The sequence below is a fragment of the Nannocystis pusilla genome (genome assembly GCF_020073745.1).
GTDB classification, from domain to species: Bacteria; Myxococcota_A; Polyangia; order Nannocystales; family Nannocystaceae; genus Nannocystis; species Nannocystis radixulma.
Genome location: NZ_JAIRAU010000001.1, coordinates 976357 through 999951, shown reverse-complemented (window position 1 = coordinate 999951; position 23595 = coordinate 976357). Strand labels below are relative to the sequence as shown.

Genomic DNA, 23595 nt, shown 5'->3' with positions numbered 1-23595 from the left:
GGGGCGCGCCGCTCAATTGAGCTTCACGGGAGAGCCCACGATGTCGTGCGGGCCCGACGCGACGCTGGTCAGCTTGGGTCCGAAGATCGTGATTCCGTCGGCCCGGATCGTGATCGAGCTCAGCCCGACCTTCAGGACGATCTCCTCCTCGGCGGTCACCGTGATCGTCTTGCCCTGCACCTCGACCGAGTTCATCCCGAGGATGTTGACGGCGTCGATCGACGTCAGCGTCGCCTTGTCCTTGCTGCCCATCGTCAGCGTCGAGTTGGTCGACTCGAGCGACACCGCCTGCTTGCCGGACAGCACCAGCGCGCTCGCCTGCGACTTGAGCGACACGAGCTCCTTGGCCGTCAGCGCCAGCGCCCCCGTCTTGGCCGTGATCGCCGCCGAGCGCTCCGCCGTCGTCTTCACGTCGGCGGTCTCCGACGTCAGCGTCATCGTCGTGTGCGCCGTCAGACCGACGCTGTCGGTCTGCGACGTCGCAGCGATCGCCTGCTTGACCGTCACCGTGTGGGTCCCCGACTCGACCGTCAGCGAGCTGTTGCCCGCCTTCACCGTCACGCTGCGGTCCTGCTCGACCGTCGTGGTGCTCTTGCCGGCGCTGACGGTCAGCGACTCGTCGCCCTCCTCCACCGTCACCGCGCGGTGGCCGGCGATCGTGAACGTCTGGTCGCCGTCGACCGAGAGCGTCTGATCGCCGCCGACCGTGCGGGTGTTGTCGTGCAGCACCGTCTCGTTGAGGTCGCGCTGCGCGTGGAGGAACACCTCCTCGCCGCCCTTGGCGTCCTCGAAGCGGAGCTCGTTGAAGCCGCCGCCGCCGGGCGAGCTCTCCGAGCGGATCGTGCTCTTGGTCTTCTCGTCGGGCAGCGGGTACGGCAGCGCGTTGCCGGCGTGATAGACGCGGCCGGTGATGATCGGTCGGTCGGGGTCGCCCTCGATGAAATCGACGAGCACCTCGTGACCGACGCGCGGGATGAACATCGAGCCCCAGCCGAGCCCCGCCGAGCCTTGCGAGACCCGCACCCAGCACGACGACCGCTCGTCGTGCGTCCCCTGGCGGTCCCAGTGGAACTGCACCATCACGCGGCCCTGCGCGTCGACGTGGATCTCCTCCTGCGCCGGCCCGACCACCGTCGCCGATTGCACGCCGCGCATCACCGGTCGCGGCGTCGCGCGAGCCGGGCGCAAGGCCACGTGTCGCTCGACGCACTCGAACTCGTTGCCGTAATGGAACGACCCGTCGGCGCCGTCCTCGTCGAGGACCTGCGTCTGCGTCCCGGTGTGCTTCACGCGCGTCAGTACGCGGGCGCCGTTGAGGTCGGCGCGGCGGTGGCCCTCCACCGTGAACACGTGGCCCGGCACCAGGCGCATGCAATCGCTGCTGCCCTTCGCCTGGCGTCGCGTCACCTGCAGCTCTTCGAGGCGGATCTTCGCCAGCGAGCGGCCCTGGTGCGGCCCACCGGCGCCCGCGTCCTGGAACTCCCCCGGATACTCATAGACCTCGAGGTCGGTGTCCCGTTTGGCGCTGGCGTCGGCCTCCATCGCGTCCGTCGGCCTGTGGAAGTTGAAGTCGCGCAGCGACACCTTCCCCGGCCGCACGCGCTCGACGAGCCGCAACGCGCCGACGTGCTCCCGGTCGCGCAGCTGACCGCCGTCGTGGAACCATACCGTCGAGTCGCCGGCGATCGCGGGGAGCGCCCCCGAATGATCGGCCATCACCAGAGTCGCGTGCTTCTCGCCGTGCTCGAAGTAGTAGAAGATCCCGTCCTCCTCGAGCAGGCGACTGATGAACGCGAGGTCGCTCTCGCGGTATTGCACGCAGTAGTTCCGCGGAGCGTAGCTCGCCGCCAGGTCGAAGCGGAATTCCGTCTTGCCGAGCCCGGCGTCCTTCAGCACCGCGGCGACGACCTCCGCCGTGGTGTTGTTCTGGAAGATCCGGCAGCCCACGCGGTGCTGCAGCCGCCACACCCGCGGGACGAGCGTCAGCGCGTAGAGCTGATGGCGCCGCGACTCGCCGGTGTACTCGATGCTGGCGATCTCGCCGTGGACGAGGCGAGGCGGGCCGAGGCCCTCGAGCTGCAGCACCGCCGCGCGGCCGACCACCTGGGCGAGATCGAGCTCGTCGGTGGCGATCTGGACCTCGAATTCGTACAGCGAGCTGACCGCCTCGCGCCCCTCGAAGTGGACGACGCCGGGATGCCCTGCCATACCTTGAACCGACAGCGAGAACGACGCTCCACTCATTATTCGTGTGGGCACGGTAGGCGCACACCCGCGCCCTGGCAATCGCCCGCCGGCCCTGCGCCGAGAAGTTAAATCACGGCCAGGGCGCCCCAGGTGCGCCCATTGTCGATTTCGAGCGCGAGCGCCCCTCGGGTCCGGCCGGCCCAGGCCATTTCGCGGTCGCCTGCGATCAGCACGAGAACATGGTCAGGCAGCTCTGCGGCTTCGCCGGGCCGTCGACGGTGGGCTGCGTGAACGAGCACTGGATGCAGCGCACCGGCTTCTTCGGGGCTGCTGCGGGATCTGCCTGGGCCGGACGGATCTCGAGCACCGCGTTCGTGAACGCGACGTCCTGCTGCACGGCGACCGCGACGTCCTCGCTCTGCGCGCAGGCCGGCGCCGGCGGAGCCGACGACACCAGATCTTCGAACGTGGCGACGACGTTCGCGTCCCCGGACACCGAGACCACCTTCGTACCGGTCAGCACGAGCGGCTGCGCCGGCGGGTTCACGCCGCCCTCGCCGCAGACCACGCTCTCGGTCCCCGTGGCCAGGAGCTTGACCTCGTAGGTGCCGGCGGCGATGCCCTTGAGGTTCCCCGCGGCCGTCAGCGTGGCGCCGTCGTCGTTGAAGCTCGGCGTCTTCTTGATCGGCGGAGGGGCCGCAATGGTGATGGAGCCGATGAGCGCGAGCGCCGTCACGGTGATGTACGATGATTTGCGCATGTTCGATGATCTCCGGCGATAACCATGTGGCTCGCCGACGGCGCAGCGAGTGAAAATGGCGACCCCGGGGATATTCGTCACGGGGTACGCCGAGACCGACGATTCATTACCCGAGACATCGCATCGGCGGGCGCAGCGGGCGCGACGACACACTCAGCATAAAGCATGAATGCGTCGATCTGCCCGGTGGCGCGTGCAGCCACGAATGGCAGGCAGTCCTTTCGGACATGATGACGGGCCCATCGATTCGCGTGCGCGCCGGGGCGGACGCCCCGCGAGGGCCAGCGCAGCGGCCGCGGAGCGAGCTGCGGCGACGTCGGCGCTCTCCTGGCGAGCCGCGCTCGGCGGCCGGCGAGCGTCGCGACGTCCTCGCGGCGCGCCGGGCGATTCGCCCGCACGATCCCACCGGCGGCCCGGGCGTCGGACGGCCTGGCGCGCATCGTCCATTGCGCCGAGCCCCACGCCACTCGGTGCAGCCGGCCTTGGCCGCCGTCATCGACGCCTCCTCTTGTCGTCGGTGCGGCGCCGCCACGGTGAACTCGCCGAGCTCCTCGAGGCGGGCGCGCTGCTCGGTGCGGCCCTGGCGGGCACCGACAGCCCGGGCTCGGCCGGCTCGGCGATCTCCGTCGCGCCCCGACGACGCGCCGCCGCTCGCGTGCTAGCAATTGGCCATGACCGACTCCGACCGCTCCGACCGGGCCCCTCATCCTGGCGTCCCGCCGCAATTGTTCGAGCAGGCCTACGAGGGCACCCCGCCGTGGGACATCGGCGCCCCGCAGGCGGCCTTCGTCGAGCTAGCCGACGCCGGCCTCGTGCGCGGCGACGTGCTCGACGTCGGCTGCGGCCCCGGCGACAACGCGCTGATGGCGGCCGAGCGCGGGCACGCGGTGTGGGGCGTCGACTTCGTGGCCGAGGCGATCGCGCGCGCCCAGGCGAAGGCGGCCGCGCGCGGCTTGCAGGTCCGCTTCCTCGTCCACGACGCCCTCAACCTGGCCGCGCTGGGCCGGCGCTTCGCCACCATCTTCGACTCCGGCCTCTTCCACGTGTTCTCCGACCGCGACCGCATCGAGTACGAGCGCTCGCTGGCCGCGGCGATCGAGCCCGGCGGCCTCTTGCACATCCTGTGCTTCAGCGACGAGGAGGTCGGCGAGGGCGGCCCGCGGCGCGTCAGTCAGGCCGAGCTGCGCGCGACGTTTCACGAGGGCTGGCGCGTGACCGCGATCCGGCCGGCGCGTTTCGCCAGCCACCTCCACCCCGAGGGCGCGCGGGCCTGGTGCGCCACCATCGAGCGCGCCCGCGACGTCTGAGATCGCGGCGACGCGGTCGCCGTGATCTCGCTGCGCTCGCTCGCCGCGCGGACGTCGCTCGCCGCGACCTCGTCCTCGAAGCTCGGCCGGCTGCGCCGCGGCCCGGCCGCGGTCGATGCTCCTCACTGCATCGACCGCGACGGCCCGTCCGCGCCGGCGACCGACGTCCGCGCGCGCGACGAACTCGTCAGCTCGCGCTCTGCCGGCGGGCCAGCTCGTCGCGCAGCGCGTGCTCGCGGGCGGCCTCCTCCGGCGACATTACCTCGGCCGGGAAGTCCGCCGTCTCGAACACCTGGCGGATCTCCACCGTCCAGTCCTCGCTGCTGTGCGGGTCTTCGGGGATCCGCTTGACCCACTCGATCGCCTCTTCCCTCGATTGGGTCTGGAACAGCCAGAAGCCGGCGATCAGCTCCTTCGACTCCGAGAACGGCCCGTCGAGCACCACGGGCGCCTTGCCGCGGCTGAACGTCACGCGCGCCCCCTTCGAGCTCGGGTGCAGGCCCTCGCCGCCCACCATCACGCCCGCCTTCACCAGCTCCTCGTTGTAGCGGCCCATCGCCTCGATGAGCTCCTTGCTCGGCGCCGCGCCGGCTTCGGACCGAGCATCGGCATGAATGATGATCATGAATCGCATCGTCGTGTCTCCTTCTTCGCGGGTGGTTCTGGCGCCCGGGCCCGCGGTCCGCATCGGGACCGGGTTCGTCCGGGCTACACCTCCACGTCGAACGGGCTCCGGCCCGATCGACACGACGATCGAATTTTTTTCACGGCCGGGCCCGCCGCGCCGCGCTGCTCGCGCTCAGCCGGCGCCGAGGCGCTGCGTCACCTCGGCCTCGAGGTCCGCGACCTTGACCTCGCCCTCGTACACCTTGACGATCTTGCCGTCCTTGTCGACCACGTAGAGGGTCGGCATCTTCGGCGGCGACCACGACTTCGCCAGCGCCTGGCCCTCGTCGTGGATCATCGGGAACGAGACGACGACGTCGCGCAGGAACGCCTGGGCGTCGGCGCGCTGCTCGTCGAGGCTGACGCCGATCATCTCGAGGCCGCCGGCCTGGTGGCGCCGGTACAGCGCCTCGAGCTCGGGCAGCTCGCGCCGGCACGGCTCGCACCACGAGGCCCAGAAGTCGACCAGCACCAGCTTGCCGCGCATCGCGGCCAGGTCGACGGGTGCTGCGGACTCGTTCAGCGACTCGCCGGCCAGCGCCGGGGCCGGCGCGCCGGCGGCCGCGGTTTCGCCGGTGGGCGCCCTGGTGGCCGGCTGGGTCTCGCAGGCGGCGAGGATGAACATGGCGAAGAGGACAGGTCGTGAACGCATGCGTGTGCTCCGGGCGACGGCCGTGTCAGTAGCGCCCCCCGAGCATGGCCGACAGCTCGAGGGCCCACACCCGCGACAGGCCGACGAAGTCGTCGTAGCCGATCCGCGAGCCGGCGACCAGCGCCCCGGCCTCGATCGCCCCGCGCTTCAGCGGACGGGTGTAGATGCTGTGGAGCGCGAGGCGCTGGCTGCCGAGCGACGACAGCTCGCGGTCGCGGGTGAAGTAACCACCTGGCTCTGGGGACATGTAACGGGCGCGGTAGAAGAACGTCGACGACTGGGCGTACAGCCGGTACTCGAGCGCGAGCGTGAGCCCGCGGGCCGGCATCAGCGACAGGTCGGCCGCGGCGGTGTGCGAGCGCAGCTGCCACGAATCGTAGTAGAAGCGGTAGGTCGCGCCGAGCGAGACCTTGCGGTGCAGCGCCTGGCGGGCCCGCAGCACCCACGCGTGGCGGTTGCGCCGTCGCGGGTGCACCTCGGGCAGGCAGAACTGGGTCGTCTCGTTGCACAGCCCGTCGCCGCCGCCGACGGCGACGAAGCGGTACGGGCTCGCCATGTAGCCGAGCGAGCCGCGCAGCTCGTAGGCGAGCTGCAGCAGCGTCGTCCGGGTGAGCACGAAGGTCGCGCTGACCAGCGCCCCGCCGGCGCGCAGCGGCTCGCGGAAGGTCGGGTCGCCCGAGCGACCGACGCGGTCGAGCGCGCCGAACAGCCGGCCGGCCAGGGTGATCGTCCGCTGGGCCAGGTCGACCTTGCCGCCGAGCGTCGCGCTGTTGGCCAGGTAATCCGGCTCGTGCGAGAAGCGATACGACGCCGACCACGCCGTGTTGCCGCGCTCGCGCTCCACCCCCACGACCCCCTCGTGACGGTTCTCGCGGACGACCGGCGTGGCCGCGGTGCGGATGTCGACCGAGGCGCTGGTCCACGCGTCGAGGCTGTACGTGACGTCGAGGTTCGTCTGCGGGCTGCCGATCTGCTGCCGCACGTGCGCCCGCGGCGAAATGACGGTCGTCCGGTCGCTGTCGGTGCGCACGTAGATGCCGCCGCGCAACTGACCCCCAATCGGGGACGGCTCGCTCGCGAGGAGCAGAGCCACGCTCAGGGGGATCCACCTCATCGCCGGCGAACTACGTCAGCGCAAAACGCGCGAACCCCTGAAATTAATTTTGAAATCCATTTTCAGATCGGAGACTATCCCTGGCGCCGTTTCCCGTCAACTCCGGAGTTTTAAGACATGGCCATTAAGGCACGTAGCACACTCGCGCTGGCCCTCAGCCTGACCGCCTGCGGCGGGCTCGGTAACTCGGGCGACAGCGCGACCAATAACTTCACGACCGCGGTCCCGCCATGGATGGGCAGCGACAGCGACAGCGACAGCGACGGCAACAACTCCGGCGCGGCCCCCGGCACGACCACGAGCGGCGCTTCGGCCAGCGACAGCGCGACCACCGGTTCGCCGACGACCTCCGGCGGGACCACCGGCACGACGTCGACCTCGACGACCGCCCCGCCCGATCCGTCCGGCGCGCCGAAGCTCGACCTCCCGCCGAGCTTCACCACCGGCACCGACACCGACAAGGACAAGGACGAGGACAAGGACAAGGACAAGGACGAGGACAAGGACAAGGACGAGGACAAGGACAAGGACACCGACACGACCACCCTGCCCCTCCCGTTGTGACCGTCCGCGCCCCAGCGCGCGCCTCGCCGGTGCGAGAGGTCGCGACCCTGCTGCTGGCCGGCCTGTGCTTCGGGGCGAGCCAGCAGGTCGTCGTGCGCGAGCTCGTCAGCCTCCTCTACGGCGAGGAGGTCGTGCTGCTGGTGGTCTCCGCCGCCGCGCTCGCGGCCGCCTCGCTCGGCTATCAGCTCGGCGGCCGCCTGTCGCCCCGCGCGCTCGCCCGCCTGCTGCTGGCCTGCGGCGCGCTGCTGCTGCTGTCGCCGGCGCTGCCGCGATTCGCCGTCGCCGGCCTGTGCCTGCTGCGCGGCGGCTCGGGCCCCGAATTGCTGCTCGTGCTCGCGGTGTTGACATTCGCCGCCGCGGCCCCGTTCACCGCGATCGTCCCGGCCCTGCTCGACCGCCACGGCGAGCCGGCCGACCGCCTCGCCGCCTTGCGCCGCGGCTACACCGCCGAACTGCTCGGCTTCGGCCTCGGCAGCGCCGCCGCCCTCGCCCTCGGCAGCGCCCCCGGCCTGCGCTTCGCCGTCCTCGCCGCCGCCCTCGTCGGCCTGGTCCACGCCGCGATCGGCCGCCCGCTCGTCACCGTCGCTTGCACGATCGCCGCCGCGATCGCCTGCGCCACCCACCTGCCGCTGTCCCGCCTCGGCGCCGACCTCGTATATCGCCACAAGCACCAGATCGCCGGCGCCGAGGTGGTGTGGTCGGTCGATTCGCCCTACCAGCGGGTCGAGGTCGTGACCGCCCCGGGCCGCGGCCGCATGCTCTACCTCGACGGCCTGCGCGACCTCGACGACCGCGACCTCGGCACCCTCAACCACTACCTCGCGCGCGCCCCGGCCGGCCTGGTCCGCCCGGCTCGCGCGCTGCTGGTCGGCAACGGCACGCTGTCGATGGTGCCTGAACTTTCGGCCATGTCCGATCACCTGACGACGGTGGAGATCGATCCGGCGGTGGTCGACGCCGGCGCGCGCTTCTTCACACCCGGCGAGCCGCTGGCGCGCCTGCCCAACTGGCGGCTGGTCCTGGCCGACGGCAAGCAATTCCTGGCCGCCACCGACCAGCGCTTCGACCTCATCGCCGTCGACCTGCCGTCGCCGCTGACCCTCGGCGAGGCCTACCTGCACACCCGCGAGTTCTACGCGCTGTGCCGCGCCCGCCTGAGCCCCGGCGGCGTGCTCGCGGTGCAGCTCAGCGGCCGCCTCGGCGCCCCGACCCGCACCCCCGCGCGCCTGGTCGCCTCGCTGCGCGCCGAGTTCCCGGCCGTCGTCGTCGTCGACAGCGAGTCGGCCGAGCGCGCCTTCGCCTACGCCAGCGACGCCCTGCCGTTCACCCTCGACGCCCTGCGCGCCGCCGCGGCCCCCGGCGAACGCGCCCTGCAGATCGTCGCCGGCGAAGCACTCGAGCGAAAGATCTCCGGCGCCGCCCCCCTCACCCTCGACGACCTCGACCTCGTGCTCCGCCGCGGCGCCGAACGCCTGCGCGAGCGTTATTTTTAAAACTTTTAAACATCACCATGCCCGCGAATCACCACACCGCATCTCTCCGCCCGATCGGCCGCGCCGAAGTGTCGTCATTCGCCGCACTCACGAATCGCGCCCCGTTCACCGGCGCTGGGAATCACCGCGACCCGTCCCATCACCTCGCCGCGGTGCCACCACTCACCACCCTCGCAAATCACCGCGCCGCCCCCCTCCGCCCCGCGGCGCCGGCATTCACCGCGCTCACGCATCACCGCACCACCTCCCGCCCCGCGGCGCCGGCATTCACCGCGCTCACGCATCACCGCACCACCTCCCGCCCCGCGGCGCCGGCATTCACCGCGCTCACGGATCACCGCACCGCCTCCCTCCGCCCCGCGGCGCCGGCACTCGCCGAGCTGACGAATCACCGCACCACCTCCCTCCGCCCCGCGGTGCCAGCATTCACCGCGCTCACGCATCACCGCACCACCTCCCTCCGCCCCGCCGCGCCGGCATTCGCCCACCTCGCGAATCACCGCACCACCTCCCTCCGTCCCGCCGACCGCGCGCCCCTCATTTGCTCTTCTGCCCGCGTCCTCTCGTGATCGCCATGCCGCGCCCGTTGCCCTCCGCCCTGATCGTCGGCGTCCACCTCGGGCTGCTGCAGGCCGGGCTGCTGCTCACGCTGTCGCGCGCCATCTCGGCCGCGCACACCACCTACGCCCTCGTCCTCACCGCCTGGCTGGCCGGCTCCGCGCTCGGCCTGTGGTCGCGCGCGCCGGCCCGCGACCTCCCGCGCGCCCTCCTGCTCGGCCTCGTCGCCTACGCCGCCGCGGCAGCCGCGCTCGCCCGCGTCGACTTCGCGGCGGCGAGCCCGTGGTGGTTCGCGCCCGCGGTGGCCGCCGCCGGCCTCGCCTCCGGCACCTTCTTCGCCGCCGCGGTCGCCGGGGGCGCCGCCACCGGCCGCGTGTTCGCCCGCGAGACCTACGGCTTCCTCGCCGGCACCCTGCTGGCCGCGGCCGGCTACGCCTTCCTCGGAAGACATGCCCTTTTGTTCATGCCCCTCGTGACAGGCGCGATCCTCTTCGCCCCTCGCCGCCCGCGCGCCGCCGCGGCCGCGCTGGCCGTGCTGTTCGGCGGCTGCGACGACCCCGAGCGGGTGGTGCCCGCCCCCGACCGCGCCCGCTTCGGCGCCGAGGTCTACCCGCTGCTGCTGCGTGACTGCGCCTTCCCGGCCTGCCACGGCGACCCGCGCCGCCCGTTGTTCGTCCCCGGCCCCGGCCGCACCCGCCTCGGCGCGCCCGAGTCGCCGCTCGACGCCCCGACCCGCGCCGAGGTCGACCTCGCCTACGACCGGTCCCGCGCCTGGCTGCTCGCCGAGGGCGACGAGCCGCCGCCGCTGCTGCACAAGCCCGGCCCGCGCGCCGCCCACGAGGGCCGCGACGAGCACGGCCGCAACGTCTACGAGGACCCGGACGCCCCCGGCCTGGCGATCTTGCGCGGCTGGGCCGAGGACCAGGAGGTCTCGCCGTGAGCCGCCGACCGACCACCCGCCGCATCACATGCCCCGAAGGACAGGCCATCACCGGCGACCCATCTCACCTGCTCGGAAGGCCAAGTAGGTCCACGACCCGGCGCCCCGCGCTGTCTCGCGCCCCCGAGCCACCTGTCCCGGCGACCAGGTCACATTCATCCCTCCCTCGCCGCTCCACCTGCCCCGAAGACCAGGTCACCTCCCCGCCCCGCAAAGCCCGGCTGCTCCCCGCGCTCCTGCTCGCCCTCGCCGCCCTCGCCCCCGCCGCGGCCGCGGCCTACTCCACGCCCGCGCTCTACAACGCCGACCCCGCGCGCACCGGCGGCGCCGGCGGGCGGATCTTCAGCGGCAGCCCCGGCGACGGCTTCACCTGCGCCGTGTGCCACACCGGCGGCCCCGCGCCGGCCCCCGAGATCCGCGGCGGCCCGGGCGGCGCCTACGAACCTGGCTCGACGTACATGTTCGAAGTGACATGGCCCGAGGACGTGTTCGGGATCGTGCTCGAGGCCACCGACGCGAGCGGCGCCCCGCTCGGCGCCCTGCGCCTGCCGCCGCCCGACATCCTGATGGACGACGAGCTATGCCCCGGCGGCCGCGCGGCCGAGTGGATCGAGTTCCCCGAGGGCGACCCGCGCCAGGCGGTCGCCGTCAACGTGTGCGGCTCGCACCGCCTGCGCGTGCAGTGGACCGCCCCGGACGCCCACCTCCCCGGCGCGATCTACATGGCCGCCGTCGCCGCCGACGACGACGGCACCCCCGCGGGCGACGGCGCGGCCGCGTGGGAGTTCCCGATCGGACCGCCCGCCGCCGAGGGCTGCGCCGTCGCCGGCCCGACCCCGTGGTGGGCCCTGCTGCTGCTCACCCGCCGTCGCCGCCGCGCCGCCGCGCTCCTCGGCGTCCTGACCCTCGGGGCAGGTTGCACCCGCGTCCAGCCCTACGAGCGCGGCCGCCTGGCCCAGCCCGACATGCAGCTCAACGGCGACGGCGACCTGAACGCCGGCCCCGAACACGCCCTCGACTACCGCGAGGGCTCGGCCGGCGGCCTCGGCGGCGGCGGCGGAGGTTGTGGATGCAATTGACACGACCCGCCAATCTCTGCTGCGCCGCGCTCGTCCTCGCCTGCTCGCCCGAGGGCGGCGCCCGCTTCGAGTACCCGATGAGCAGCGCCGGCGGCAGCGAGGCCACCGGCGCGACCACGCACTACGGCACCAGCGAATTCGATCCGCTGACCTCCGGCGGCCCCGGCCTGCCGCCGCCGGGCCCGGTCACCGGCGATCCGAGCGCGGGCACCGGCGACAGCGACACCGGCGCGCCGATCCCCGGCGCGCTGATCCCCGCCAGGGCGACCTGGCGCTGGCAGCCGCTGCAGACCGCCGTCGACGGCGACTGGAAGGCCCTCGGCTTCGACGATTCGACCTGGTCCGAAGGACAGGCAGCGTTCGGCGACGGCCCCGGCGACGCCACCCCGATCGACCCCGCCACCGTCCCGCTCGGCCTGCGCCTGCGCCACACCTTCAGCGTCCCCGAGGCCGCCGACGACGTCCTGCTGCGCGCCTACCTGCGCCGCGGCGACGGCGTCGCCGTGTGGCTCAACGGCGCCCCGCTGGTGCGCTCGAACCTCCCGCCCGACCCGCTCGCCGCCGACGCGCGGGCCCAGTCCGACCTCAAGGGCAACGAGCCGCTGCGCTACATCCGGCTCGCCGCCCCCGGCGCCGCCCTGCTGGCCGGCGACAACGTCGTCGCCGTCGAGGTCCGCCGCTACCAGTCCGGCGCCGCCGGCCTCGGCTTCGACCTGCAGTTGGACGTCTGGGACATGTCCTACGAGCCAGCCGACACCATGACCGCGCAGGTGCGCACGCGCAGCTACAACGGCGAGTACGCCGACGAGCACGTCGGCGTGGCCTGGATCGAGGGCGCCGGCGGCCTCGTGCGCACCCTGGCGCTGTGGGCCGAGGTCCGCGAGCAGCACCTGATCCGCTGGCGCTCGCTGTCGGGGGGCGACAACGCCGACGCCATGACCTCGGCCACCCGCGGCTCGCACCGCACCACCGACCTCTCGTGGGACCTCAAGGATCGACTCGGCCAGCCGGTCGCGCCCGGGCCCTACAAGCTCGTCGTCGAGTTCACCGAGGACAACTCCAACGAGGGCGCCCCGCCGGGGCCTGTCCTCGAGATCCCGTTCACCCTCGGCGGCGGCCCGCACCTCGCCGACGTCCCCGCGCATCCGCAATTCGCCGACGCGTTGCTCGTGGCCCCCTGACCTCGCCCCCGCGCTGATATCGCGCGAAATCGTGTGCGAGCGCCCGCTTCGTCGGGGGCCCTCCGAAAACCCGGCACGGGGGCGCTCCGAGCGAGACCATATCGGACGGCCGTCCGCCGGTCGATATGGGCGGAGCGTATGCGCCAACTCGGTTCGTTGCCGCTACAATGCGCGCGGTGGACATTGCGACCAGCACGACCTCCGTCCGCGACTCCCGGCGCGCGGCCGTCGAGGCGTACGAGGCTCTGGTCGCGCGGCTCGCCGGACCGCCCAGCCTCTTGATCGTCTTCCCGACCGTCGGCCACGACATCCCCGTCGTCGCCGCCGCGCTGCGCGAGCTCGCCGGCGACGTGCCGATGCACGGCGCCACCACCTGCCAGGGCGTCATGAGCGAGGCCGGCTTCGTCGGCGACGCCGGCCTCGGCCTCGGCCTGCTCGGCATCCGCGACGACGACGGCGACTACGGCGTCGCCGCGCGCACGATCGGCGACGACCCGCGCGGCGCCGGCCGGGCCGTCATCGCCGCGGCGATCGCCGCCGCCGGCCGCGACGGCGAGCCGCCCGCGCTGGTGTGGCTGGCCGCCGACCCCGGCTTCGAGGAGGCCGTGATCGCCGGCATCCAGGACGTCCTCGGCCCCGACGTCCCGATCGCCGGCGGCAGCGCGGCCGACAACGACGTCGCCGGGCACTGGCAGGAGATCGCCAACGGCGACGCCCTGCGCGGCGCCGTCGTCGTCACCGCCATGTACCCCTCCGGCTCGATCCACGTCGCATTCCACAGCGGCTACTCGCCGAGCGACAGGAGCGGCGTGGCCACCCGCGTCGACGGCCGCACCCTGCACGAGATCGACGGCCGCCCCGCCGCCGAGGTCTACGACGAATGGACCGGCGGCGTGATCGCCGACGTGCTCGGGCGCGGCGGCAACGTCCTGCGCAGCACCACCTTGCACCCGCTCGGCCGCGTCGCCGGCGAGTACGGCGGCCTGCCGTTCCACCGCCTCTCGCACCCCGACTCGGTCACCGCCGAGGGCGCGCTCACCCTCTTCACCGAGATCGACGAGGGCGAGCGGCTGATCCAGATGGTCGGCACGCGCGAGAGCCTGGTCTCGCGCGCCGGTCGGGTCGCGCGCGCGGCCATGCGGGCCGGCAACCTCGAGGCGAGCGACCTCGCCGGGGCCCTGGTCGTCTACTGCGCCGGCTGCATGCTCACCATCCAGAGCGAGATCGGCGACGTCGCCGGCGAGGTCGCGCGCGAGCTCGGCGGCAAGCCCTTCCTCGGCACCTTCACGTTCGGCGAGCAGGGCTGCTTCGTCAATCGCCGCAGCCACCACGGCAACCTCATGATCTCCGTCGTCGTCTTCCGCCATGACGAACGCTGACCCCGACACCGAGCGCGTACGCGAGCTCGAGCGCCGGCTCGCGCTCGCCGAGCGGGCCCGCATCGCCGCCGAGGAGGAGGTCGCCGAGCTGCGCGTCGAGCTGGCCCACACCGGCGAGCGCGCCCGCGTCGCCGCCGCCCACACCGAGCGCCTGCTCGAGGGCCTCGAGGTGCTCGGCGAGGCGCGCGACGCCTTGCCGCTGTTCGCCGAGGTGCTGCGGGTGCTCGGCGACGTGCTCGAGTTCGACGCCGCCTTCGTCGTCGGCTTCGCCCCCGACGTCTCGCCGCAGATCGTCTCGGCCACCGACCCGCGGCTGCACGCGGTCGCCTGGCCCGGCGGCGCCTTCACCGACCGCGTCCTCGCCGGCAAGACGATCGCCCTGTTCGACCTCGCCGGCCACCCCGAGTGGCAGGCCGTCGACCCCGAGCTGCGCGGCGAGTACGCCTCGGCGCTGCACGTCCCGCTGCACGCGCTGCACTCGCAGGCGATGCTGGTCTGCCTCCACCGCCGGCGCGGCTTCTTCACCGCCGACCGGATCACCCGCGCGCGCCGCTTCGCCGCCCTCGCGCGCCAGGCCCTGCGGACCGCCGAGCAGCTCGTCGACCTCGAGGTCGACCGCAACGACGCCGTCGCGCTCAGCCGGGCCAAGAGCCGCTTCGTCGCCAGCATGAGCCACGAGCTGCGCACCCCGCTCGACGCCATCGTCGGCTACTGCGAATATTTACTGGAGAGCCCGGCCGCGCGCGAGGGCCCCGAGCTGGGCGAGACGCTCGGGCGGATCTACCTGTCGGCGCGGATCCTGTGCGACCTCATCGGCAACACCCTCGACCTCAGCAAGATCGAGGCCGGCCGCATGGACCTCGACCTCGACACCGTGGTGGTCGGCGACACCTGCCGGCTCGCCGTCATCACCGCCCTTCCGCTGGCCGCCCGCAATCACAACACCATCCGCGTCGACCTCGCCCCCGACCTGCCCGAGCTCCGCAGCGACGCCGGCAAGCTGCGCCAGATCCTCATCAACCTGCTCGCCAACGCCTGCAAGTTCACCGAGGCCGGCGCCGTCGACCTCGTCGTCCGCGCCGACCGCAGCGGCGACGCCCCCGCCCTGGTGTTCCAGGTCCGCGACACCGGGCGAGGCATCGCCCCCGAGCAGCTCGCCGTCGTGTTCCGGCCGTTCGCCCGGCTCGGCCCGGTCGACGGGCGCAAGGCCGGCAACACCGGCCTCGGCCTCACGATCGCCAAGTACCTCACCGAGCTCATGGGCGGCACCATCGACCTCGCCAGCGAGGTCGGCGTCGGCACCACCTTCACCGTCCGTCTGCCGCTCGCCGGCGCCGCCTGAACTGGCGCGAGGGACATGTCCGCACGGACATATCACGCCCGCTTCTCGACCTGGATCACAATTCGCGCGCCGTTCCGAGCGACGATCCCCGGCGACCCACGCGGCAGCAATGTGGGCACAGGTGATGCCTGCACCCCGGTCGCGCGACCCGGTCCGCCGGCGCCGACGCCCCGAGCTCCACGCCGACTCCGCCGTTTCGCCGGCGGCGATCGCCCGCGGTACGCGATCCTCCGGGCTCGCCAGCCGGCGTGGGGAGGATCGCGGCGCCCGGCCGCTGCACCAGGTGACGACCTGTCTCGAAGGCCATATCACCGCAGTCCGGCGGCGGCGACCTGCGGACCCTTGACGACCGCTGGCCGCGCGGGGCAGGCTGCGGACACATGGCGGCTCGCTTTCGTCCCGACCCGACCTTCTATCCCTCGCCGACGATGGCGATGCAGGCTCCGCCCGAGCAGCTCGCGTACGTGGCGATGCTCGACCCGACCGGCAAGACCCGACCCGACGCGATGGCGGTGGTCGACGTCGACCCGGCCTCGCAGAGCTTCGCCAGGGTGGTCGGCCAGGTCGACATGCCGCACATCGGCGACGAGCTGCACCACTTCGGCTGGAACGCCTGCAGCGCGTGCCTGTGCCCGTACGCCCCGCACCCGCACGTCGAGCGGCGCTACCTCGTGGTCCCGGGCATCAACTCGTCGCGGATCTACATCCTCGACACCCAGCCCGACCCCAGGCGGCCGCAGATCGTCCGCACGATCGAGCCCGACGAGGTGTTCAAGAAGACCGGCTACGCCGGCCCGCACACCACCCACTGCGGCCCCGAGGGCATCTACGTCAGCGCGCTCGGCAGCCCCGACGGCGGCGGCCCGGGCGGCATCTTCATGCTCGACCACGAGAGCTTCGACATCCGCGGCCGCTGGGAGATCGATCGCGGCCCGCAGGAGCTGCACTACGACTTCTGGTGGCACCTCGGCTACGACACCCTGATCTCGAGCGAGTGGGGCACGCCGAACATGGTGCGGAACGGCCTCGTCCCCGAGCTGCTGCTCGGCGGCAAGTACGGCAATTCGCTGCACGTGTGGGACCTGCGGCGGCGCAAGCACATCGAGCGGCTCGAGCTCGGCCCCGAGTATCAGATGGTGCTCGAGCTGCGCCCGGCCCACAACCCGACCCGCCCGTGGGGCTTCGCCAGCGTCGTCGTCTCGCTCAAGGACCTCTCGGCCTCGATCTGGTTGTGGTTCCTCGAGGGCGGCAAGTGGCAGATCAAGAAGGTCATCGAGATCCCCGCCGAACCGGCCGACCCCGCCCTGCTGCCGCCGCTGCTCAAGGGCTTCGGCGCCGTCCCGCCGCTCGTCACCGACATCAACCTCTCGCTCGACGACAGGACCCTCTACGTCTCGTGCTGGGGCACCGGCGAGTTCATCCAGTACGACGTCTCCGACCCGCACAACCCGAAGAAGACCGGCAGCATCCACCTCGGCGGCATCGTCCGCCAGACCGCGCACCCCGACCGGCCCGACGTCAAGCTCGGCGGCGGCCCGCAGATGGTCGAGGTCAGCCGCGACGGCCGCCGCGTCTACTTCACCAACTCGCTGTACGCCCCGTGGGACGAGCAGTTCTACCCGGGCGGCTTCGACGGCTGGATGGTCAAGCTCGACGTGCCGGAGAGCGGCCAGGGCATGAGCCTCGACCCGCGCTTCTTCCTGCAGTTCGAGCCCGGCCTGCGCGGCCACCAGGTCCGCCTGCAGGGCGGTGACAGCTCGTCCGACTCGTACTGCTACCCATGAGCGACGCCCAGGCATGGCTGGCCCTTTTGGGCCTCGGCGCCTTCCACGGCATCAACCCCGGCATGGGCTGGCTGTTCGCCGTCGCCCTCGGCCTGCAGGAGCAGCGCCGCGCCGCCGTCCTGCGCGCGCTGCTGCCGATCGCCCTCGGCCACGCGCTGTCGATCGCCGTGGTCCTGATCGTCATCGGCCTGCTGCACGACGCCTTGCCCGACGCCTATGTCCGCTGGCCGGTCGGCCTCGGCCTCACCGCGTTCGGCCTCTACAAGCTGGTCCGCTGCCGTCACCCGCGGTGGGTCGGCATGCGCGTCAGCTCGCTCGACCTGACGTGGTGGAGCTTCTTGATGGCGACCGCCCACGGGGCCGGCCTCATGCTCGCGCCCGTGCTGCTGGGCTGGCGCGCGGGCGGTGATTCCGCTGTTGACCACGCTTCAATGCACGAGCACATGCATCACGCGGGCCACCACGCGCAGCAGGCGGTCGACGTCGCCGGCGGTCACGCCGAGCACGCCGCCGCGCTCGGGGCGGCCGCCTCGACGCCGCTGCTGGGCCTGCTGGCCACGGCGCTGCACACGCTGGGCTACTTGCTGGTGATGGGGCTCGTCGCCGTCGTCATCTACGAGAAGGTCGGCCTGGCCATCCTCCGCAAGGCGTGGTTCAACCTCGACGTCGTGTGGGCCGCGGCGCTGGTGATCACCGGCGTCGTCACGCTGACGCTCTGATCCGCGCGGCCTGGGCCTGGGCCGGCTCACGCCGCGACGTCGCGGGCCCGCACGTGTGGAGTCGCGGCGGAGATGTCCGGCGGAGTATCATCGTCTGCGCGCGCCGCACTGCGCGAGGAGCGACCCGATGGTGACAGGCAGCGATTTGGTCCCGCGTCTGACCATGCAGTACGAGCCGGCGACCTATCGCCGCCGGATCGCCGGGCACGACGTCATCATCCACTGTCACCACTACAATGCGCGCCTGCAGCGGACCATCGAGGGCGCGCGCGGCATCGACGGCAAGGGCATCCTCGTCGGCGCCGCCGAGGTGGTGTTCGGCGATCAGCTGGCCCGCGCGCTGCGCCCCGGCGACGACGAGGTCACCCGCTGGGCCGTCGCCGAGCTGCTCTACCGCCACCTCGGCTTCGGCCGCATCGACCTGTCGCGGATCGGCGAGGGCATCGTCACCGCCGACTCGTCGCACTTCGTCGAGGGCTGGCTCGCCGGGCTCGGCGAGACCACCGACAACGTGTGCAGCTTCACCGAGGGCTACCTGCAGGGGGCCGTGCACGCCGTCACCGGCGCCGCCGTGCGCGTGCGCGAGGTCGAGTGCATGGCCCGCGGCGCCGGGCGCTGCCGCTTCGAGGTCGACCGCGGCGAGCGCCCCGCCGTCGCCGCCAATCACAAGGAGCCCGCGATCGCCAGCCCGCGCGAGCCCGGCGGGCCCTACGCCAAGTCGGCCCACGTCGACGAGCAGGCGATCATCGACGCCGTCGTCGGCATGCCGATGATCGGCGACGACGCCGGCCTGATCCCCGCCTTCAGCGTCTACCTCGCCAACATGCCGGCCGACTTCTACAACCGGATCTGCATCGGCTTCGTCGAGGCCATGCGCGGCCTCGGGCGCGACAAGGCGGCCATCCGCCTGCTCGTCTCCGACGCCGAGCACTGCGGCATGAACACCTTCCGCGGCATCATGCACTCGCCCGAGTGGGACGGCCTCATCGCCCCCATGGTGCGCGACCGGGCCGACGCCCTGCACGCCATCATCGCCATCAGCAACGCCCTCGGCTGGGGCGACTGGCACGTCACCGCCCACACCCCGCGCACGCTGGCGCTCGAGTCGCGCTACGGCTACGAGGCCGTCGGCTACCGCGAGTACCGCGGGCTGGCCGCGGCCCCGCAGTGCGCCATGCTCACCGGTGTGGCCGCCGGCGTCATGGAGCTCGTCTACGGCGAGGGCACGGTCGAGGAGCGCTACGGCACCTTCAGCGCCCGCGAGGAGCGCTGCGTCGGCTGCGGCGAGCCGTCTTGCAACTTCGCGGTCGAGCAGGTGGAGTAGCCGGCGCATGCACCGCGAGAAGGTCCCCGCCTGCGTACATCCGGAGACCTACAAGTACTTCCTCGACCGCGACGCCGTGATCTCGACGTGGCAGAGGCTCGCCGCCCGCTGGGGCGAGCCGCGGCACAACCCGAGCTTCCGGACCATGGAGATCGCCGCCCCGCGGTTCACCCTGCGCGCCACCGTGCTCGGCAACCCGATCACCGTCCTGCGCCGCCGCGAGTGCACCGCCGCCGACGTCGCCGAACTGCACGCATTGCTGGGGTACGGCGAATGACCGGAGACGCCGCGCGGGTGACGTCGTGGGCCTACGAGCTCGAGCTCGACGCCGAGCTGCGGATCGTCCACGCCGACCCGCAGCTGTGCGCGCGCCTCGGCTGCGACCCCGGCGGCATCGTCGGCGAGGGCCTCGACGAGCTGTTCTCGCCGCGCGACCGCAAGGGCCAGCGGCTGTTCTACGAGGCCCTGAGCCGCGCCGACGAGGCCGGCCTCGACCTCCTCATCACCTTGCACGTCGGCGGCCAGGAGGTCCTCTCGCGCCTGCAGATGTTCCCGCGCGGGCCCATGTGGGCCGCCCGCATCGAGCCGCTGACCGCCGACGGCAACCTCGTCTATCAGTTGTACTCCGCGCAGGAGCGGTGGGCCCACATCGTCAAGCGCAGCACCGAGGGCGTCGTCGTCCTCGACCCCGACGGCCGGATCGTCGACTCGAACGCCGCCTTCTTCGAGATCATGCGCTTCCGTTCGGCCCACGGCGTCATCCTCAGCGAGGAGGCGCTGCGCGGGCGCCCGCTGCAGCCGCTGCTGACCGCCCACGGCTCCGGCCTCGACCCGCTGGCCGAGCACCTGCAGAGCCCCCACGCCGCGCGCGAGCGCTTCGCCGCCGAGCTGGCCTCGGGCGACCGCTGGCTCGACATCGCCGTCACCCCGCTGCAGCTGCCGGTGCGCGGCTTCGTCGGCCTGTGCGTCACCCTGCGCGACGTCACCGAGCGGCGCCAGGCCGAGCTCCTCCTGCGCCAGAAGGAGGCCGCCGAGGCGGCCAGCATCGCCAAGAGCCGCTTCCTCGCCAACATGAGCCACGAGCTGCGGACCCCGCTCAACGCCATCATCGGCTACAGCGACCTGCTGCTCGAGGACGCCGAGGCGCGCGGCGACCACGAGAGCGTCGGCGACCTCAAGCGGATCGGCATCGCCGGCGTGCACCTGCTCGAGCTCATCAGCAGCATCCTCGACCTCACCAAGATCGAGGCCGGGCGCATGGAGGTGTGGCCCGAGCGCTTCAGCGCCCGCGCCCTCGTCCAGGGCGTCACCTCGGCGCTCGAGACCCTCGCCGAGCAACGCGGCAACCGCATCGAATTGCGGATCCCCCGCGAGGTCGGCTTCATGGTCACCGACATGCTCAAGCTGCGCCAGGTGCTGTTCAACCTGGTCGGCAACGCCATCAAGTTCACCGAGCGCGGCACCATCCGCGTCGGCGTGCGCCGCCTGACCGTCGACGACCGCGACTTCATGGAGATCAGCGTCGCCGACTCCGGCATCGGCATCGCCCCCGAGGCCCTGCCGCGCCTGTTTCAAGAGTTCACCCAGGCCGACTCCTCGACCACCCGCCGCTACGGCGGCGCCGGCCTCGGCCTCTCGATCGCCCGCGAGTTCTGCCGCCTCATGGGCGGAGACATCACCGCCACCAGCGTCCCCGGCGAGGGCTCCGTCTTCACCGTCACCGTCCCCACCGAGCTCGACACCACCACGTCACAGCCCGCCGAGGCGGCCGGCGCCCTGGGCCCCGTCCTCGTCATCGACGACGACCCCGCCACCCTCGAGCAGGTCCAGCGCGGCCTCCACGGCGAGCAGGTCCCCGTCGTCAGCTGCACCAGCGCCACCCAGGGCCTCGAGCTGGCCAGGACCGTGCGCCCGCAGGCGATCGTCCTCGGCATCGCCGTCCCCGACGACGACGCCTGGAACGCGCTCGTCCAGCTGCGCAGCGACGTCGGCCTGCGCAGCGTCCCCGTGATCGTCGCCTCGCTGCTCGACGAACAGGCCCGCGCCCTCGTCCTCGGCGCCTCCGCCTACGTCGGCAAGCCGATCGACCGCGACCACCTCCTCACCGCCCTCGCCCAGGTCCGCGCCGCCTGAACGGCGCCTGTCCCTCGGGACATTTTATATGTCCTTTCGGGCATCCTTCTCGACCCGACCGTCGGCCGAGGCGCTGCACCGGCGCGCGGATCTGGCAGCTGTCGCCGCGCCGCGACGCAGCCGCTGCCAACATTCGGGCCACGGCATCAGGACCACCAGCACCAGCGCGATCATCGGGCGAAAGTCGATGTGGAGGATCTGGTCGATCCCCACGTGGAGCCCCACCAGCCCGATCGCCAGCCACGGCCGCACCCGCGGCAGCGGCACCAGCAGCACCGCCGCCAGCTCGAGCAGCAGCGCCGTCGCGGCCAGCGCGGCAGCCACGCGCGCGTCGGCGATCGCCCACGCGCGCACCAGGCTGTCGCCGTCGCCGAGCCGCCACAACCACAGCTGCAGCGCCGTCCCGTCGGCCCAGCGCCAGCCCGACGCCAGCAGCTTGTGCAGCCCGGCGCCGGCGTAGAAGCACGCCAGCACGAACACCGCGCCCTCGCGGACCCACCGCGGCGCCTGCCCCGGCCGCGCCGGCGCGTGCTCTGCCGCCGCCAGCAGCACCAGCAACCACAGCGGCGGCACGAACTTGTGGCGGAACCACGGCAGGTCTTCCCAGTACAGCGAGCCGAGCGTCAGCATCCCGAGGGCCGTCGCCCAGCCGGCCGCACACCTGACCTTCCGCGCATGTCCGAACAGCCATATCACTGCCCCGCCCCACAGCAGCGCGCGCCCGCTCCACAGCAGCGCCGGCGCCGACCACCACGCGCTCGGCACCACCAGCCCTGCCGCCGACACCACCGCCCCTTTCGGCAGCGACGCCCAGCGCAGGTCGACCTCGAGCGACAGCCACAGCGCCGCCGCGATGCTCGTCACGCGCAGGCCGGCGGCGAACAGCGCCGGCTCGCGCTCGAACAGCCGCTGCCATCGCTCGCCCGGCACCGCGCGCAGCCTACCCGAGCCTGGCCCGGGCCCGGAAGGCGCGCCCGCTCGTCGCCTCACACCCCGCTCGGGTACGTCTCCGGCGCCTCGGCGCGGTCCCAGCGGGCCGTGCGTTCGAGCGGCTCGAGCGCGCGGGTCTGGTCGAGGTGGAACACCGCGTCGTACTGCTGCGGCAGGCGCGTCTCGAAGTAGTGGCTCATCCGCTCGGTGCGCGGGTGATAGATGACCCCGATCGCCCGGTGCAGCCGCGGCTCGACCAGGCCGCCGGCCGCCTCGCCGAGGTCGCGCAGGTCGAGGTAGAAGCCCGGCAGGCCCAGCTCGTGGAACAGCCGCTCGTAGCTGCCGGGCAGCGACGGCCGCACGCGCATGCGCTCGGCCGGCCCGCCCCAGTCGGACGCCGCCGTCACCGTCCCGGTGTGCGTCGTGAAGCCGATCAGCACCGTGTCCGCCGGGTGGCGCTGGCGCACCAGCTGCCCGAGCGTGTGCTCGCCTGCCGCGCCGACCTCGCTCGCGCGGGCGTCGCCGACGTGCGAGTTGTGGGCCCACACCACCAGCTTCGCCGGCTCGCCCCGCCGCTCGCCGAGGCGGACGCGCAGCGCCGCGAACGTGTCGGCCATGTGTTGGTCGCGCAGGTTCCACGACGACACCCGGCCGCCGAACATCGACCGGTAGTAGCGCTCGGCGTTCGCCACCACGCGGGCGTTCTGCTCCGCGTGGAAGAACTCGTCCGCCGCCACCAGCCCGTCCTTGCGCAGCCGCTCGTCGCGGCTGCGCTGCAGCTCGACCAGCTGGCGCACCACCGCGTCCTCGCAGCCCTCGCTGAAGCCGAACGCCACCGCGTACCCGTAGCGCTGCGGCTCCTCGGCGATGTCCTCGAAGCAGGCGTAGCGGTCGCGCGCGCGCCGGGCCGCCTCGGGGTCCTCGCGGTCGAGGTACTCGAGCACCGCGGCGATCGACCCGTGCAAGCTGTACAGGTCGAGCCCGTAGAAGCCGACCTGCGCGGCCGCCGGCAGGCCCTCGTTGTGCGCCCGCAGCCAGCCGACGAAGTCGAGCACGTCCGCGTTGCGCCACATCCACGCCGGGAAGCGCTTGAAGTCGGCCAGCGACTCGACCGCGTCGCCGTCGCCGCCGCCGCCGTGGACGTAGCGATTCACGCGATAGGCGTCCGGCCAGTCGGCCTCGGCGCTCACCGCCGCGAACCCCTTCTCTTCGATGAGGCGCCGCGTCAGCAACGCGCGCAGGCGGTAGAACTCGTGCGTCCCGTGGCTGGCCTCGCCGATCAGGACGCAGCTCGCGTCGCCGATCCGCTCGAGGACGCGGTCGAAGTCGGTCGGTGCGCCGGTCAGGGGCTGGGCGATCGCAGAGACCGCGCGGCGCAGGCGTTCGTCGTTCCCGATGGCCATGGCATCCACTCCCATCCGTGCCAACCCCTCGCGCGAGGCAGCCGCGCACGCGATGCCCCTCAAACCTGGCCGCCGTCCGC

General features: G+C 72.8%; 20 protein-coding genes. 13 read left to right on the top strand and 7 right to left on the bottom strand.

Features of this window, described 5'->3' with window-relative positions; translation table 11 throughout:
* Nucleotides 1-12: 12 nt before the first annotated feature.
* Both tssI and K7C98_RS03935 read right to left on the bottom strand, forming a co-directional pair.
* The gene (gene tssI, locus K7C98_RS03940; RefSeq protein WP_224190147.1) at nucleotides 13-2208 is read right to left on the bottom strand and encodes a type VI secretion system tip protein TssI/VgrG; all 2196 of its coding nucleotides are present in this window, start codon (nucleotides 2206-2208) and stop codon (nucleotides 13-15) included.
* A gap of 205 nt (nucleotides 2209-2413) precedes the next feature.
* Complete coding sequence (locus K7C98_RS03935) at nucleotides 2414-2947, bottom strand: hypothetical protein (RefSeq protein ID WP_224190146.1); 534 nt, start codon at nucleotides 2945-2947, stop codon at nucleotides 2414-2416.
* A 671-nt stretch (nucleotides 2948-3618) separates the two neighbouring features.
* Between K7C98_RS03935 and K7C98_RS03930 the strand changes: the two genes are divergently transcribed.
* The gene (locus K7C98_RS03930; RefSeq protein WP_224190145.1) at nucleotides 3619-4254 is read left to right on the top strand and encodes a class I SAM-dependent methyltransferase; all 636 of its coding nucleotides are present in this window, start codon (nucleotides 3619-3621) and stop codon (nucleotides 4252-4254) included.
* Between the two features lie 187 nt (nucleotides 4255-4441).
* Here K7C98_RS03930 and K7C98_RS03925 read toward each other — a convergent pair whose 3' ends face one another.
* From K7C98_RS03925 to K7C98_RS03915, 3 genes are all read right to left on the bottom strand, one after another.
* Nucleotides 4442-4888: a YciI family protein gene (locus tag K7C98_RS03925; RefSeq protein WP_224190144.1), complete on the bottom strand. Its 447-nt coding sequence runs from the start codon at nucleotides 4886-4888 to the stop codon at nucleotides 4442-4444.
* A gap of 165 nt (nucleotides 4889-5053) precedes the next feature.
* The gene (locus K7C98_RS03920) at nucleotides 5054-5572 is read right to left on the bottom strand and encodes a TlpA family protein disulfide reductase (protein ID WP_224190143.1); all 519 of its coding nucleotides are present in this window, start codon (nucleotides 5570-5572) and stop codon (nucleotides 5054-5056) included.
* A 25-nt stretch (nucleotides 5573-5597) separates the two neighbouring features.
* Nucleotides 5598-6665 carry a DUF3570 domain-containing protein gene (locus tag K7C98_RS03915; RefSeq protein ID WP_224190142.1) on the bottom strand — a complete coding sequence of 356 codons (1068 nt, stop codon included), beginning with the start codon at nucleotides 6663-6665 and terminating at the stop codon, nucleotides 5598-5600.
* 138 nt (nucleotides 6666-6803) lie between these two features.
* On the opposite strand from K7C98_RS03915, the gene K7C98_RS03910 reads away from it, so the two are divergent.
* The 12 genes from K7C98_RS03910 (at nucleotide 6804) to K7C98_RS03855 (ending at nucleotide 21182) form a co-directional block, all read left to right on the top strand.
* Nucleotides 6804-7250 carry a hypothetical protein gene (locus K7C98_RS03910; protein ID WP_224190141.1) on the top strand — a complete coding sequence of 149 codons (447 nt, stop codon included), beginning with the start codon at nucleotides 6804-6806 and terminating at the stop codon, nucleotides 7248-7250.
* Between the two features lie 29 nt (nucleotides 7251-7279).
* Nucleotides 7280-8743, top strand: coding sequence for a spermidine synthase (locus K7C98_RS44590; protein ID WP_224190140.1), 1464 nt, complete (start codon nucleotides 7280-7282; stop codon nucleotides 8741-8743).
* A 574-nt stretch (nucleotides 8744-9317) separates the two neighbouring features.
* On the top strand, nucleotides 9318-10241 hold the full coding sequence (locus K7C98_RS03900) for a hypothetical protein (protein ID WP_224190139.1): 924 nt from the start codon (nucleotides 9318-9320) through the stop codon (nucleotides 10239-10241).
* On the top strand, nucleotides 10238-11320 hold the full coding sequence (locus K7C98_RS44585; RefSeq protein WP_224190138.1) for a DUF4266 domain-containing protein: 1083 nt from the start codon (nucleotides 10238-10240) through the stop codon (nucleotides 11318-11320). The genes K7C98_RS03900 and K7C98_RS44585 overlap by 4 nt, the downstream gene beginning before the upstream one ends.
* A complete protein-coding gene (locus K7C98_RS03890) occupies nucleotides 11311-12501 on the top strand; it encodes a DUF2271 domain-containing protein (RefSeq protein WP_224190137.1) in 1191 nt (396 codons plus the stop codon). The genes K7C98_RS44585 and K7C98_RS03890 overlap by 10 nt, the downstream gene beginning before the upstream one ends.
* A 176-nt stretch (nucleotides 12502-12677) precedes the next feature.
* The gene (locus tag K7C98_RS03885) at nucleotides 12678-13880 is read left to right on the top strand and encodes an FIST signal transduction protein (RefSeq protein WP_224190136.1); all 1203 of its coding nucleotides are present in this window, start codon (nucleotides 12678-12680) and stop codon (nucleotides 13878-13880) included.
* On the top strand, nucleotides 13867-15222 hold the full coding sequence (locus tag K7C98_RS03880) for a sensor histidine kinase (RefSeq protein WP_224190135.1): 1356 nt from the start codon (nucleotides 13867-13869) through the stop codon (nucleotides 15220-15222). Before K7C98_RS03885 ends, K7C98_RS03880 begins: the two co-directional genes overlap by 14 nt.
* 380 nt (nucleotides 15223-15602) lie before the next feature.
* A complete protein-coding gene (locus K7C98_RS03875; protein WP_224190134.1) occupies nucleotides 15603-17006 on the top strand; it encodes a selenium-binding family protein in 1404 nt (467 codons plus the stop codon).
* Nucleotides 17003-17725, top strand: a complete 723-nt coding sequence (locus K7C98_RS03870; protein ID WP_224190133.1) for a hypothetical protein — start codon at nucleotides 17003-17005, stop codon at nucleotides 17723-17725. The genes K7C98_RS03875 and K7C98_RS03870 overlap by 4 nt, the downstream gene beginning before the upstream one ends.
* A gap of 127 nt (nucleotides 17726-17852) precedes the next feature.
* Nucleotides 17853-19049: a V4R domain-containing protein gene (locus K7C98_RS03865; protein WP_224190132.1), complete on the top strand. Its 1197-nt coding sequence runs from the start codon at nucleotides 17853-17855 to the stop codon at nucleotides 19047-19049.
* Nucleotides 19050-19056: 7 nt separating this feature from the next.
* On the top strand, nucleotides 19057-19326 hold the full coding sequence (locus K7C98_RS03860; protein WP_224190131.1) for a hypothetical protein: 270 nt from the start codon (nucleotides 19057-19059) through the stop codon (nucleotides 19324-19326).
* On the top strand, nucleotides 19323-21182 hold the full coding sequence (locus tag K7C98_RS03855; protein WP_224190130.1) for a PAS domain-containing hybrid sensor histidine kinase/response regulator: 1860 nt from the start codon (nucleotides 19323-19325) through the stop codon (nucleotides 21180-21182). Before K7C98_RS03860 ends, K7C98_RS03855 begins: the two co-directional genes overlap by 4 nt.
* 24 nt (nucleotides 21183-21206) lie before the next feature.
* On the opposite strand, the gene K7C98_RS03850 is transcribed toward K7C98_RS03855, so the two are convergent.
* Entirely contained in the window at nucleotides 21207-22112 is a 906-nt protein-coding gene (locus K7C98_RS03850) for a hypothetical protein (RefSeq protein ID WP_224190129.1), read from the bottom strand.
* Between the two features lie 56 nt (nucleotides 22113-22168).
* Nucleotides 22169-23515 carry an erythromycin esterase family protein gene (locus tag K7C98_RS03845; RefSeq protein ID WP_224190128.1) on the bottom strand — a complete coding sequence of 449 codons (1347 nt, stop codon included), beginning with the start codon at nucleotides 23513-23515 and terminating at the stop codon, nucleotides 22169-22171.
* Between the last annotated feature and the right edge of the window lie 80 nt (nucleotides 23516-23595).

Bases quoted from the DNA above. Each gene is read 5' to 3' on its own strand.
- K7C98_RS03920 (WP_224190143.1), bottom strand. From the start codon at position 5,572: ATGCGTTCACGACCTGTCCTCTTCGCCATGTTCATCCTCGCCGCCTGC.
- K7C98_RS03935 (WP_224190146.1), bottom strand. From the start codon at position 2,947: ATGCGCAAATCATCGTACATCACCGTGACGGCGCTCGCGCTCATCGGC.
- K7C98_RS03890 (WP_224190137.1), top strand. From the start codon at position 11,311: ATGCAATTGACACGACCCGCCAATCTCTGCTGCGCCGCGCTCGTCCTC.
- tssI (WP_224190147.1), bottom strand. From the start codon at position 2,208: ATGGCAGGGCATCCCGGCGTCGTCCACTTCGAGGGGCGCGAGGCGGTC.
- K7C98_RS03930 (WP_224190145.1), top strand. From the start codon at position 3,619: ATGACCGACTCCGACCGCTCCGACCGGGCCCCTCATCCTGGCGTCCCG.
- K7C98_RS03860 (WP_224190131.1), top strand. From the start codon at position 19,057: ATGCACCGCGAGAAGGTCCCCGCCTGCGTACATCCGGAGACCTACAAG.
- K7C98_RS03870 (WP_224190133.1), top strand. From the start codon at position 17,003: ATGAGCGACGCCCAGGCATGGCTGGCCCTTTTGGGCCTCGGCGCCTTC.
- K7C98_RS03875 (WP_224190134.1), top strand. From the start codon at position 15,603: ATGGCGGCTCGCTTTCGTCCCGACCCGACCTTCTATCCCTCGCCGACG.
- K7C98_RS03855 (WP_224190130.1), top strand. From the start codon at position 19,323: ATGACCGGAGACGCCGCGCGGGTGACGTCGTGGGCCTACGAGCTCGAG.
- K7C98_RS03880 (WP_224190135.1), top strand. From the start codon at position 13,867: ATGACGAACGCTGACCCCGACACCGAGCGCGTACGCGAGCTCGAGCGC.
- K7C98_RS03865 (WP_224190132.1), top strand. From the start codon at position 17,853: ATGGTGACAGGCAGCGATTTGGTCCCGCGTCTGACCATGCAGTACGAG.
- K7C98_RS03900 (WP_224190139.1), top strand. From the start codon at position 9,318: ATGCCGCGCCCGTTGCCCTCCGCCCTGATCGTCGGCGTCCACCTCGGG.
- K7C98_RS03845 (WP_224190128.1), bottom strand. From the start codon at position 23,515: ATGGCCATCGGGAACGACGAACGCCTGCGCCGCGCGGTCTCTGCGATC.
- K7C98_RS03910 (WP_224190141.1), top strand. From the start codon at position 6,804: ATGGCCATTAAGGCACGTAGCACACTCGCGCTGGCCCTCAGCCTGACC.
- K7C98_RS03925 (WP_224190144.1), bottom strand. From the start codon at position 4,888: ATGCGATTCATGATCATCATTCATGCCGATGCTCGGTCCGAAGCCGGC.